Origin of the sequence: Nonomuraea mangrovi, from assembly GCF_042681425.1 — a bacterium.
Taxonomy (GTDB): Bacteria; Actinomycetota; Actinomycetes; order Streptosporangiales; family Streptosporangiaceae; genus Nonomuraea; species Nonomuraea mangrovi.
In genome coordinates, this window is the sequence record NZ_JBHUFV010000038.1 from 164,182 (window position 1) to 176,839 (window position 12,658).

Genomic DNA, 12,658 nt, shown 5'->3' on the forward strand with positions numbered 1-12,658 from the left:
TATGAGTTCATATTTCAAAAGGCAATATGCTGTCTGCTGTGCATCAGCTCCCCGGCGCCGCTGTCTTCGCCCCCGTCGACGACGGCTCGGGCAGGGTCGAGGTCGTGGTCAGGCGCCTGGCCGAGGCGATCGCGCTCGGCCTCATCGCCGACGGCGACCAGCTCCCGGCCGAGCTGGAGCTGGCAGCCTCGCTCAACGTCTCCACCGTCACCCTGCGCGCCGCCCTCGCGGCCCTGCGCGAACGCGGCCTCGTCGAGACCAGGCGCGGCAGGGGCGGCGGCACGTTCGTGCGCGGACCCGCCGACCCCTCCACCACCAGGCTCAGGAACAGGCTGCGCGAGCTCAGCAGCTCCGAGCTGCGCGAGATCGGCGACTACCGCGCCGCCATCGCGGGCGCCGCCGCCCGCCTCGCGGCCACGCGCGCCTCGGCCGACCAGGTCGCCAGACTCCACCACGTCGTCGACCGCCTCGAAGCGGCCACCACCGTCGGCGAGCGCCGCCGCGCCGACGGACGCTTCCACATCGAGGTCGCCGCCGCGGCTCAGTCCGTCAGGCTCACCCGAGCGGAGATCGACATCCAGTCCGAGGTCGGCGAGCTGCTCTGGCTCCCGTACGGCGAAGCCGTCGACCCGCAGGAGGTCGTGCGCAGCCACCGCCAGGTCATCGACGCCATCACCGCACGGCAGGCCGACCGCGCCCGAACGTTGACCGAGGAGCACCTCGACAGGGGGACCGAGCGTCTGATGGAGTTCCATTGGCGACTTGTCACCCAGGACCAACGGGAGTGGCGATGAGCGATCCACACGTGGCTCTCGTGGCCGAGCGGGTCCACGCGATCGTCGAGGACGTCTTCCGCGCGCTGGAGGACATCAGGGCGGGCATGGAGGCCTGCTACCGATCCCATCCCACCTTCACCTCCGCCGATCTGGCCGGCGTGCGCCCCCAGATCTTCGGGTGCCTGCGCCGCCTGCACGGCATCGCCGCGGGCAGCGGCGTGATCGTCGCCCCCGGCGTGCTGGCCGACCGGCCGCGCTGGCTCGACTGGTGGCAGGCCCCGCCCGACGACGACCCCATCTTCCTCGACGTCGACCTCAACCCCGAGAGTCTCGACTTCTACGACTACACCGCCGCCGAATGGTTCGCCGTCCCGCGGCGCACGGGCTGCCGCCACGTCGTCGGCCCCTACGTCGACTACGGCGGCACCGACACCTACATGCTCACCTTCACCACGCCCGCCCGGGTCGACGGCCGCTTCCTCGGCGTGGTCGGCGCCGACGTGCGGGCCGCCAGGTTCGAGGCGCTCCTGCTCGGCGTGCTGGCCGCCTGCCCGACCCAGGTGACGCTGGTCAACGCCGAGGGCAGGGTCGTGGCGGCCAACTCACCCAGACTCCCCGCCGGCTCGCTGCTCCTGCGCGAGGGAGCCGAGACCGAACGCCTTCCCGATCCGCCGTGGAGCGTCGTTTCCGACGCGAGAGAGAGGGCGGTTAAGCTGGCCTGACGATCTTGCATGGAGGGCTGGCTTTGATACCGCGGCACGAGTTCACCTTCGACCCCACCTACGGTTACGACCTCGACGCGCTGCTGGCCGTACCGGCGCCTGCCGCGCCCGTCGACTTCGAGGAGTTCTGGCGTGGCCGGCACGAGCAGGCGATGGCGGTCAGCGTCGCGCCCAAGCTCGGCCCCGTGGAGTGGGAGGCCGACGGCCTGCGCTTCCACGGCGTGACCTACACCTCCACCGGCGGGTTCAGGGTCGGCGGCTGGCTCAGCGTCCCGGCCGACGGCCGCGTCACCAGGGCGCGCGTCGTCGCCCACGGCTACGGCGGCAGGGACCAGCCCGAGGTCAGGGTCAACATCCCGGGCACGGCGACCATCTGGCCGTGCGCCCGCGGCCTGCCCACCCGCAGCCTCCACCCCGACCTGCCCTCCGACGCGCAGGAGCACGTGCTGCACGGCATCGGCTCCCGTGAGACCTACATCCACGGCGGCTGCGTCGCCGACATGTGGTGCGCCGCCACCGCGCTGGCCGAGCTGCTGCCCGAGACGGCCGCCGTACGGCTCGACTACATCGGCTCCAGCTTCGGCGGCGGCATCGGCCCCTTCGTCCTCGCCTTCGACGACAGGTTCGCCGGCGGCGCGCTGGTCATCCCGAGTTTCGGCAACCACCCGCTGCGGGTGACGCTGCCCTGCACGGGAAGCGGCGCGGCCGTACGCGCCTACCATGCCGAACATCCTGAGGTCCTCGACGTGCTCGCCTACTTCGACTCCGCCACCGCCGCCACCTTCGTGCGCACGCCCGTGCACGTGGGCGCGGCCCTGTTCGACCCCGCGGTCCCCCCTCCGGGGCAGTACGCGATCTACAACGCTCTCGCCGGCCCCAAGGAGCTGTTCGTCCTGGAAACCGGACACTTCGACCACCCGGAAGAAGCAGCGCAGGAAGAGGCGTTGACGCAGTCGCAATATCGGTTCATGACCGCTTGATAACCTCCCCGCGGTGCGATGGATCGGCCATCGCGGGTACGTCGTCAGGTTGAGAGTGCGAGGAGGAGACGTGGACATCAGTCGAAGCGCCGAATGGGCGGCGCTGAAGGCCAACCACGAGGCCGTGGCGGGTAAGCACCTGCGGGAGCTGTTCGCCGAGGACCCCGGCAGGGCCGAGCGGATGAGCCTGACGGCGGGTGAGCTCTACCTCGACTACTCCAAGCACCGCGCCACCGCCGAGACGATGGAGCTGCTGCTGGCGCTGGCCGAGAAGGCGGGCCTGCGCGAGCGGATCGACGCCATGTTCGCCGGCGAGCACATCAACGTGAGCGAGGACAGGGCCGTCCTGCACACGGCGCTGCGCATGCCCGTCGACGCCAAGCTCGTCGTCGACGGGCAGGACGTGGTCGGCGACGTGCACGCCGTCCTCGACAAGATGAGCGACTTCAGCGCCAGGGTCCGCTCAGGGGAGTGGAAGGGCCAGACGGGCCAGGCCATCAAGACCGTGGTGAACATCGGCATCGGCGGCTCCGACCTCGGGCCCGCCATGGCCTACGAGGCGCTGCGCGACTACGCCGACGCGGGCATCACCGGCAGGTTCGTCTCCAACATCGACCCCGCCGACATCCACGGCGCACTCAAGGACCTCGACCCCGCCACCACGCTGGTCATCGTCAGCTCCAAGACCTTCACCACGCTCGAGACGCTGACCAACGCCAAGGTGGCCCGCGCCTGGCTGGTCGGCGCCCTCGGCGAGGACGCCGTCGCCAAGCACTTCGTCGCCGTCTCCACCAACGCCGAGAAGGTCGCCGAGTTCGGCATCGACACCGCCAACATGTTCGGCTTCTGGGACTGGGTCGGCGGGCGCTACTCCTTCGACGGCGCCATCGGCCTGTCACTGATGATCGCCATCGGGCCCGAGCGCTTCCGCGAGATGCTCGACGGCTTCCACTCCATCGACGAGCACTTCCGTAACGCGCCGTTCGAGGCCAACATGCCGGTCCTCATGGGCCTGCTCAACGTCTGGTACACCGACTTCTTCGACGCCGAGACGCACGCGGTCCTGCCGTACAGCCAGCGGCTGCACCGCTTCCCGGCCTACCTGCAGCAGCTGACCATGGAGTCGAACGGCAAGTCGGTCCAGGCCGACGGCACGCCGGTGACCGTACCGACCGGAGAGATCTTCTGGGGCGAGCCGGGCACCAACGGCCAGCACGCCTTCTACCAGCTCCTGCACCAGGGCACGCGGCTGGTGCCCGCCGATTTCATCGGCTTCGGCCGGCCCAACGTGGACGCCGAAGGCATGCACGACCTGCTGACGGCCAACCTGTTCGCGCAGACCTCGGCGCTGGCGTTCGGCAAGACCGCCGAGGAGATCGCCGCCGAGGGCACGTCCGCCACGATCGTGCCGCACAAGGTGATGCCGGGCAACCGGCCCACCTCCACCATCCTCGCCCCCCGGCTGACGCCCTCCACTCTCGGCCAGCTCGTCGCCCTCTACGAGCACATCGTGTTCGTCGAAGGCACGATCTGGGGCATCGACTCCTTCGACCAGTGGGGCGTCGAGCTGGGCAAGAAGATGGCGATGGACCTGGCTCCCGCGCTCACCTCGGAGGAGCCCCCCGCGCAGGCACCCGACGCCTCCACCGCCGCACTGGTGCGCAAGTACAGGGAGATGCGGGGAAGAAGGGCCTGAACCATGGCGCTGGTCCTGTTCGGTGTAACGGGCGACCTGGCGAAGAAGATGCTGCTGCCGGCGCTCGACAAGCTCGCGGACACGGGCCGGCTGGACGTGCCGGTCGTCGGGGTGGCCAGGACCGACTTCGACCTCGACGGCCTGCGCGCCTTCGCGCGCGAGGCGGTGGGCAAGGACCTGTCACCCCGTCTTGACCTGCGCCTGGTCGCCGGCGACTTCGCCGACCATGGCACCTTCGAACGGCTGCGTGAGGCGGTCGAGGGGCTCGGGTTCCTCACCCACTACCTCGCCGTGCCGCCCTCGCTGTTCGCCACCGTCGCCAGGGGCCTGGCCGCCGTCGGCCTCAACGCCGACGCGCGGCTGGTCGTGGAGAAACCCTTCGGCCACGACCTGGAATCGGCCAGGCGGCTGAACGCCGAGCTCCTGACCTGCTTCGACGAGGACCACCTCTTCCGCGTCGACCACTTCCTCGGCATGGAACCCGTCGAGGACCTGATCGTCTTCCGCTTCGCCAACACGACGCTGGAGCCCATCTGGAACCGCACCTACGTGCGCAACGTCCAGATCACCCTGGCCGAGGACTTCGGCGTCGCCGACCGGGGATCGTTCTACGACGAGGTCGGCGCGCTGCGCGACGTCCTGCAGAACCACCTGCTCCAGCTGCTGGCTTACACCGCCATGGACGCCCCGCCGTCCGACGACGTCCGCGCCGTCCTCGATGAGAAGTGGCGGGTGCTGCGCTCGGTCCGCGCCGTCCAGGAATCCGACGTGCTGCGCGGGCAGTACGAGGGGTACAGGGACACCGACGGCGTGGCCCCCGGCTCGCGCACCGAGACGTTCGTCGCGCTGCGCGCCACGATCGACAACTGGCGGTGGGCAGGCGTGCCGTTCTTCATCCGCACCGGCAAGTGCCTGCCCGTCCACACCCTGGAGATCGTCGCCGAACTGCGCGAACCGCCCGTCTCCTTCTTCAGGTCGGCTCCCGCGCCGAACCTCATCAGGTTCACGCTGCACCCGGACCCCGGCGTGACCTTCGACCTGCTGGCCAAGGAACCCGACGTGCAGGACAGGACGCGCCCCGTGCCGGTCTCAGTCGACTTCACCAAGGTGCTCGGGCCCATGGAACAGGCCTACGAGCAGGTCCTGAAGGACGCGCTCGCGGGGGACCCCCGTCACTTCGTGCGGTTCGACCTGGTGGAGGAGTCCTGGCGGATCGTCCAGGACGTCCTGACGTTCGACAGCACGCCCGAGCCCTACGCCAGAGGCACCTGGCCTGAGGGCGAGGACCGCCTCGTGCCCGGCGGCTGGCACCCGGTCGGCTGACCTCGCCCTGACCGCCGGCGGCCCACCGGTGACACCCCGACGCGAGCCGTTCCCGGTTCCGCGCGGCGACCACCGTGAGGGTGCCGGTCGGTCACGGGCAGGCCGCGGCGTAGAGGATGTCGCGTAGGCCTGGCAGGGCTTCCCGGCCCTCTCGCCACACCAGTCTGAGGCTGAGGTCGGGAACCGGAAGGTCCAGCCGGACCAGGCTTCCGGCGTCCAGGCTGTCGGCCACGGCGAACCGGGGCAGCAGGGAGATGCCGAGTCCGTGCTCGGCCCACGCGCGCATGACCGGAACCCCGCCCGCCTTGATCCGTTTGGGCGCGGGGCCCAGCGTCTTGTACCCCGCCATCCAGAACGAGCACTCCGGCACGTTGACCAGCAGGCGCTCGTGTTCGAGGTCCGGCGGCGTCAGGCCGGGCCGGGCGGCGAGGGGGTGGGTGGGGGCGGCCACCAGGACAAGTGGCACGGGATCGAGGTCGACGAATGCCAGCGGTTCCGCGGGAGCGGGGAACCCGAGGCCTCCCAGATCGTCGTCGGAGTCCAGCAGGAGAGCGGCGTCGAGGCGACCGTCGATCACGTCGGCGAGCAGCCCGTCGCGAGCGCGTTCGGAACTGATCTCGACCTCCAGGTCGGGCCGGCGTTCGGCGAAGCGCGCGAGGACCTGTGGCACGTACGAGCCGGCGAGCGTCTCCAGCGCGCCCAGGCGCAGCACCTGCCGCTCGCCGCGCACGTCGCGACGGGCCCGCTCGGCCTGATGGAGCAGCCGCCGTGCCCATCCCATGAGGCGTTCGCCGGCAGGGGTGAGCTCCATCCCCCTGGGGCCGCGGTGGAAGAGCGTCACCTCGAGCGAGGACTCCAACGTCCGGATCTGTTGGGAGACCGACGAGGGTGCGAGTTCGAGCGCGATGGCGGCGTCGGTCACCGTGCGGTGACGGACGACCGCCTCGAAGGTCCTCAGTTGGCGCAGTTCCACGCTCACGCAACCGTGCCGGGCGTTCGGACATTCCGAATGCGGTATGCGGCCGGGCCGGTGGAGCCGCGGGTTCGTCGCCATGCACAGTGATCGCGCCGAATCCCTCTCCTCCTGGGAGCTGTCTCGATCATGACTCTTCCCCAGTCGCCCACCGTGCCCGCGACGAGTACCCCGCGCGGCCGGGCGCCCGCCCTCGCGGGCATCTCACTGGGCTATTTCATGGTGCTGCTGGACATGACCGTCCTGTCGGTCGCCGAACCGGACCTGGCGTCCTCCCTGCGCACCTCGATCGGGGGCCTCCAGTGGGCCACCACCAGCTACACCGTGGCGTTCGCCGCGCTCCTGCTCTCCGCTGGGGCGCTGGCCGATCGCCGGGGAGCCGAGCGTGTCTTCAGAGCCGGGATCGCGGCCTTCGGCCTCGCCTCCCTGCTCAGCGCGTTCGCCCCGAGCCTGTGGATCCTCATCGTGTTGAGGGCGCTGCTCGGCGTGGCCGCGGCCGCCTGCGTTCCGGCGTCCATGGCGATGATCGGCCGGCTCTATCCCGAACCGGCCGCGCGTGCCCGCGCCATCGCTACGTGGGCGGCCGTCAGCGGTGCGGCCGTCGCGGCGGGCCCGATCGCGGGTGGAGCTCTGGTCGGCTGGGCAGGATGGCGTTCGGTCTTCCTGATCAACGGACCCATCGGCCTGATCGTGCTGCTGCTGACGATGGGCCCTGCCGTACGCTGCCCGCGCGGTGAGCGTCGCATCGACTGGCTCGCCCAGCTCGCCGCCGCCCTGGTGCTGGCCCTGCTCACCGACGGCGTGATCGCCGCAGGCTCCGGCGCGTGGTCCCACGCCCTCTGGTCGTCGACCGCCTGTGCGGTGGCGACGGCGGGTTTCCTGACGCTCGAACGACGGAGCCCGGCACCGGTCCTGAACCGGAACCTGTTGCGCGACGGGCGAGTCAGGGCCGGGCTGCTGGCCGGCGCGGCGGTGACCTTCGCGCTCACCGGAGCCCTGTTCGTGCTGCCGCTCCTGCTTCAACAGCAGTGGCACCTGAGCGCCCTGGCGACCGGGCTGGCGTTCCTGCCGCTGACGGTGCCGTTCGCGGTCAATCCGCCTGTCACCGGCAGGATCGTGGCCCGCGTCGGACCTCGCCTGCCGATCCTGGCGGGCCTGACGCTTCTGTCGACCGGCGGAGCGGTGCTGGCCGCCACGATCTTCACCTCCGGCGGATACCCGGTGCTCGCTCTGGGCCTGCTCATCAGCGGCTTCGGCGTCTCGTGTGCGCTTCCCGCGCTGGTCACCGCCATCGTCAACGCCGCCCCTGCGGGAACGGCAGGATCCGTCGGCGGTCTGCTCAACGCCGTGCGCCAGGTCGGGGCCACCCTCGGGGTCGCGGTGATGGGAGCCGTCCTCAGCGCGGGCACCGGATGGGCTCTGCTGACCTCGGCCGCGGTCTGCGCCGTCGCCCTTGCCGTGTTCGCCTTCACCGGCGAGCCGAATGCCGCCTCCTGATCATCGATCCTGCGCGCGGGCGTCCACGCGACGTCATGGAGACGCCGGCGCTCGAACGCGATGTCCGCAAGCTCAAGGAACTGGGTCTGACCGAAAGCTCGAGACCGGCTACCGGCTCTCGCCGCGCGGCGAGGCGGTGACACGGATGCTCGCGCGTCACCTGTGATGACGGTTTAATGCCCGTGCGATTCCAGGGTTCACAGGGGCGTAACACTCCGCGGTGAGACTGGCCGGCATGAGCGATGCACCGAAGGCGATTCATCCGCGTTCCGGGCACGACCGCCGGCACCACGCGCGCTCCTGGTGGCGAGAGATCCTGGAGGTGGCCGTCCTTTTCGTGGCGGTGGGCGTGGCCCACCTGCTCGCCACCCTCCTCGGGCACACCGATCCCGGACCGGTGGTGCTGGTGGGGCTCGGCGCCGCCCTGATCGTCGGCTCGGCCGTCCACAAGCGCCTGAAGACCGTACGGCCGGCGACCGCGCGACGGCGGCCCGGGCGCGCACCCTCGCCGCCTACCGGCGGAGAAAGGAGCGGCGCCATGACGCTGTGGCGGATCCGGATGCGCGTGGTCGAACGCCCGGGACGCCTGGCCGAGGTGGCGGGCGCGTTCGGCCGGCTGGGCTGCAACATACTGGCACTGCACATCGCCCCCACCGGCAGCAGCGCCATCACGCCGGCAGGCTGCGACGCGCTGGACGAGTTCGTCGTCGAGGCGCCCACCCACCTCACTCCCCGCGTCCTGCACGACGCGCTGTCCGAGGCGGGCGGCCTCGACGTGCTGGTCGTGCCCGCGCAGGTCAAGGACCTGATCGACCCCGGTATCCAGGGACTGCTGCTGGCGCAGCGGGTGCACGACGATCCCGAGCAGCTCCCGCAGGCGATGGCGGAACTGCTCCGGGTCTCGGAGGTCGAATGGCGCAGGCCGGGCGAGACCGTCGACGAGAACGCCGCGTTCAACAGCACGATGGTGATCTCCGTGCACCCCGAGCGGGCCCTGCTGCTCAGGCGGCCCGGCCTGCCCTTCACCCCGGCCGAGGCCGCCAGAGCCGCCGCGCTGGCCTCCGCCGCCAGGGGCGCCCGCTACAGCGGTACCTCCTGAGATCAGGGGCCGCGCTTCGCGTCAGACCGCCTGACATCCCCCACCGGGGGACGCCGTCACCGTCACAGGCGGCCACAGAACCTTTCCCCGGCACGCCTTTCCGGGGTCGCGCGTGCGTGGGAGCAGGCGCGGGCGGGACGGTGCCGTCTCCTGGAACCGGCACACGAGGGCGGTCGCGGACCCGCAAGTGATCTACTTTGTAAAGGCGCCGGCCGGCGACAGGGCGCGGCTTACGGGACAGGCTCGGCCGTCAGCCGCAGCAGGAGCAGGGCGACGTCGTCGCTGCGGCGGCGGGCGCCCTGCGCGCTTCTGATCAGGTTCTCCGCCAGCTCGTCCAGGTGCTGGTCACCGTCGCGTACGAGCCTGGCGCCGAGAGCCGTCAGGCCGTCATCGATGTCGGTCCCCGGCACCTCGATCAGGCCGTCGGTATACAGCACCAGGAGGCTGCCGACCTCCAGCGCGACCTCCGTGCACGGGTAGTCCGTCTCGCGTTCGATCCCGAGCAGGAGGCCCCCGGCCACGTGTATCACCTCGACGCGCCCGTCGGGATGCCAGACGAGAGGGGAGGGGTGGCCGGCCCTGGCAAGGCGCGCCACGCGGCGCCGGAGGTCGAGGTGGACGTAGACGCAACTGGCGAACAGGCCGGGATCGAGGTCGGTGAGCATCTGGTTCGTCCGGAAGAGGACCTCGCCGGGACCGGCGCCGGACGCGGCGAAGGCCCGCACCGCGGTGCGAAGCTGACCCATGAGGGCGGCGGCGGTGACGTTGTGCCCCTGGACGTCGCCGATGATGGCCGCGGCCGTGCCGTCGGGCAGGCGGATCAGGTCGTAGAAGTCGCCCCCGATGTCCATGCCTTCGGTGCCGGGCAGGTAGCGGGCCGCCGCCGCGAGTCCCGGTATGCGGGGAAGGGCGTGGGGGAGCAGACCCTCCTGCAGGCCGCGAGCGAGTTCGACCTTGGCGTCGTACAGCCGGGCGCGTTCCATCGCCTGGGCGATCAGACCGCCCAGCGAGGTGAGCACGGCTCGCTCCTCGACCGTGAAGCGGTGAGGCTCGCGGAAGGCGAGCACACACGTGCCGACGGGGCGGCCGGAGGCGATCAGGGGCAGAAGGGCCCAGGCGGCCATGCCGTCGTCCGGCGCGACGGCCGACGGGTAGATCTTGTACAGCTCTTCCTGCGATTCGAAGAAGTTGGGCACTCCGGTGACCATCGCGCGGATGCTGGGCGTGGGTGAGGTGAGGGAGAGCCGGCCGTACTGCTGGATGATGTGGGGCGGGAAGCCCCGATGGCCGGCGACGCGCAGCCTTCCCTCCTCGGCCGCCAGCAGGGCCACGGCCTGGGCGCCGAACGCGGGCATGATCTGGTCGGCGACGAGATCCACCACATCCTGGACGCCGGCGGCCTGCGTCAGCGTGCTCGCCAGATGGAGGATGTGGTAGATGGCCCCTGTGCGGGTGGGGAGCGCCACGTCGATCGGAACGGTGGCGGCCGTCAGGGCCTGTGACTCCATGGGGGCCGGGTTGATGCGGACGGTGATGCCGGAGATCGAGGGGTACAGGTCGAAGGCCAGCCACTGGTCGGGTGGGCACAGCGCGACGAACGAGGTCGGCCGCTGGCTGATCATCGCTCTTCGGTAGTGGTCCTCGTACACGGGATCGTCCAGCCATGGCAGCACGGTCCAGGGCTGGGCGCCGACCAGTCGCAGGGGTGACTCGCCGAGCAGGGCGGCCCCCTTGGGGCTGATGTAGGTGAGGCGGCCGTTGACGTCCATCGTGCACAGGCCTTCGGGCAGGCGCGCCACCATCGCCCCGAGCACGTCCGCGGGATCGGTGAGCGGCGCCGGGGCGCGCGAGCCGGTGTCCTTCCGCCCTGATGGGGTGCTCTGGGCGAAGTCCTGCAGCTTGTGTGCCAGTACGGCCGCGGCGGCGGTGAGGTGGTCGCGAGTGTGGGCGGGCGGCGGGGGATAGGCGCCCGACCAGACGATGAACATCGCTCCGTGGTCGCCCGCCGCGGTATACAGCGGGAGCGCGGCCAGGGAGTAGTCGTACGGCAGGGCGACGGCGAGCGCCGGGTAGCGACGCACCATGTCCTCTTCGTCGCTCACCCACACCAGTCGCTTGTCCCGCAGCGCGTCGGCCACAGGAATCGGCGCGGTCACGCTCACCCGCTCCCACGGCTGGACGAACTCCCGCGGCAGCCCCTCCATCACCACCAGTTCCAGCACCTGGCCGTCGGGTGACAGGCGGTAGACCCCGCCCGTATGGGCGCCGATCTCCTCCAGCATCTCCGTCAGGCCCTTGGCCAGCGCGTCTCTGTCGTCTCCCCCGCCCGCGGCATCGACCGCATCATCAGGTGGGAACTGCCGCCCCAAAGCCACCACCTCATTCCAGGGTCTTACATATGGGACGTTACCCCGACTGACCTGGACCTTTGGTCATGAGTCCTGACAGGCCCATCTGAACCGGCACCGGCTGAGAGCCTGACGTGGTGAGCGAAAGGGTGGCCGGCGAGGGAGTCGCGTCGCCGGCGGCCCGCCGTATTGGCCGGCTGTACGGGGTTGTCCGCAGGCCACCTACCATACGCGCATGACCTCGCACGGATTCACGCTCACGGCCGAGGGCCCGTTCGACTTCGGCGCCTCGTTGCGCTTCGTCGAGGACTGGCCGGCCACCAGCGGGCTGCCCTCCGACGGGCGGGCGCTGCGCTTCGCCTACTGCGCGGAGTCCGACTGGCTGCCGATCGGCGTGACCGTGACGGCCGCGCCTGACGGGGTCGCCGTCGCCACGACGAGGGCCGCGGGACCGGGGATCAGGGGCGAGGTGGCGCGCATCCTGTCCCTCGACGTGGACGGCGCCGGGTTCGCCAAGCTCGGCGAGGCCGACCCGGTGCTCGGTGACCTGCAGCGCAGCCGCCCCGGCCTGCGCCCGGTGTGCTTCTGGAGCCCGTGGGAGGCGGCGTGCTGGGCGGTGATCGTGCAGCGCTCGTCCATGCTCGTCGCCTCCAGGATCAAGCAGCGCATCGCCGAGCGGTACGGCGCGAAGGTCACCGTGGACGGTCGCCCGTACGCGGCCTTCCCTCCGCCCATGACGCTGCTGGAGGCCGGCGGTCTCGGCCTGCCCGCGCAGAAGGAGGAGTGGGTGCGCGGGCTGGCCCGCGCGGCGCTCGACGGGGTGCTCACCGCCGAGCACCTGCGCTCGCTCGGTCCTGAGGAGGCCCTGGCCGAGCTGCGCGCCCTGCCCGGCGTGGGGCCGTTCTCGGCGGGTCTGATCCTGATCCGCGGCGCAGGCGCGCCGGACGCGTTCCCCGGTGACGAGCCGCGCCTGTTCGCGATTCTGCGCGAGATGTACGGCCTGCCGGGAGACGCGCCGGCGGCGGCCTACCGGAGGCTGGCCGAGGGGTGGCGGCCCTACCGCTCCTGGGCCTCCTTCCTGTTCAGGGCGTCCGCCTACGGCGTCATGGACGATCGGGATCAGGGATCGGCGCGAGCGCGGTGAACGCCTGCCGCAAGGGCGATGGGCAGGGCGCTCGCCGGGTGAAGGCCTAGAGCGCGAAATCGAGGGCAGTTCGAGGGTTTTCACGACTCTCGGGAGAATC

10 protein-coding genes are annotated in these 12,658 nt (G+C 71.1%); 8 read left to right on the forward strand and 2 right to left on the reverse strand.

The genetic code is table 11. The features are described from left to right. The first annotated feature begins 38 nt into the window (after positions 1-38). The 5 genes from ACFSKW_RS26595 to zwf all read left to right on the forward strand — a co-directional run bounded on the left by ACFSKW_RS26595 (position 39) and on the right by zwf (position 5,497). The gene (locus tag ACFSKW_RS26595) at positions 39-794 is read left to right on the forward strand and encodes a FadR/GntR family transcriptional regulator (protein WP_379575161.1); all 756 of its coding nucleotides are present in this window, start codon (positions 39-41) and stop codon (positions 792-794) included. Continuing rightward, the gene (locus ACFSKW_RS26600; protein WP_379575162.1) at positions 791-1,498 is read left to right on the forward strand and encodes a PDC sensor domain-containing protein; all 708 of its coding nucleotides are present in this window, start codon (positions 791-793) and stop codon (positions 1,496-1,498) included. The genes ACFSKW_RS26595 and ACFSKW_RS26600 overlap by 4 nt, the downstream gene beginning before the upstream one ends. Before the next feature lie 23 nt (positions 1,499-1,521). Continuing rightward, on the forward strand, positions 1,522-2,478 hold the full coding sequence (locus ACFSKW_RS26605) for an acetylxylan esterase (RefSeq protein WP_379575163.1): 957 nt from the start codon (positions 1,522-1,524) through the stop codon (positions 2,476-2,478). Between the two features lie 70 nt (positions 2,479-2,548). Next, the gene (gene pgi, locus ACFSKW_RS26610; RefSeq protein WP_379575164.1) at positions 2,549-4,174 is read left to right on the forward strand and encodes a glucose-6-phosphate isomerase; all 1,626 of its coding nucleotides are present in this window, start codon (positions 2,549-2,551) and stop codon (positions 4,172-4,174) included. A gap of 3 nt (positions 4,175-4,177) precedes the next feature. After that, complete coding sequence (gene zwf / locus ACFSKW_RS26615) at positions 4,178-5,497, forward strand: glucose-6-phosphate dehydrogenase (RefSeq protein ID WP_379575165.1); 1,320 nt, start codon at positions 4,178-4,180, stop codon at positions 5,495-5,497. Between the two features lie 91 nt (positions 5,498-5,588). On the opposite strand, the gene ACFSKW_RS26620 is transcribed toward zwf, so the two are convergent. After that, on the reverse strand, positions 5,589-6,470 hold the full coding sequence (locus tag ACFSKW_RS26620) for a LysR family transcriptional regulator (protein ID WP_379575166.1): 882 nt from the start codon (positions 6,468-6,470) through the stop codon (positions 5,589-5,591). Between the two features lie 129 nt (positions 6,471-6,599). Between ACFSKW_RS26620 and ACFSKW_RS26625 the strand changes: the two genes are divergently transcribed. Both ACFSKW_RS26625 and ACFSKW_RS26630 read left to right on the forward strand, forming a co-directional pair. Continuing rightward, positions 6,600-7,967, forward strand: a complete 1,368-nt coding sequence (locus ACFSKW_RS26625; RefSeq protein ID WP_379575167.1) for an MFS transporter — start codon at positions 6,600-6,602, stop codon at positions 7,965-7,967. Positions 7,968-8,202: 235 nt separating this feature from the next. Further along, positions 8,203-9,066 carry an ACT domain-containing protein gene (locus ACFSKW_RS26630; RefSeq protein ID WP_379575168.1) on the forward strand — a complete coding sequence of 288 codons (864 nt, stop codon included), beginning with the start codon at positions 8,203-8,205 and terminating at the stop codon, positions 9,064-9,066. A gap of 230 nt (positions 9,067-9,296) precedes the next feature. On the opposite strand, the gene ACFSKW_RS26635 is transcribed toward ACFSKW_RS26630, so the two are convergent. Then, entirely contained in the window at positions 9,297-11,435 is a 2,139-nt protein-coding gene (locus ACFSKW_RS26635; RefSeq protein WP_379575169.1) for a SpoIIE family protein phosphatase, read from the reverse strand. Between the two features lie 214 nt (positions 11,436-11,649). Between ACFSKW_RS26635 and ACFSKW_RS26640 the strand changes: the two genes are divergently transcribed. After that, the gene (locus ACFSKW_RS26640) at positions 11,650-12,558 is read left to right on the forward strand and encodes a DNA-3-methyladenine glycosylase family protein (protein WP_379575170.1); all 909 of its coding nucleotides are present in this window, start codon (positions 11,650-11,652) and stop codon (positions 12,556-12,558) included. Positions 12,559-12,658 lie beyond the last annotated feature (100 nt).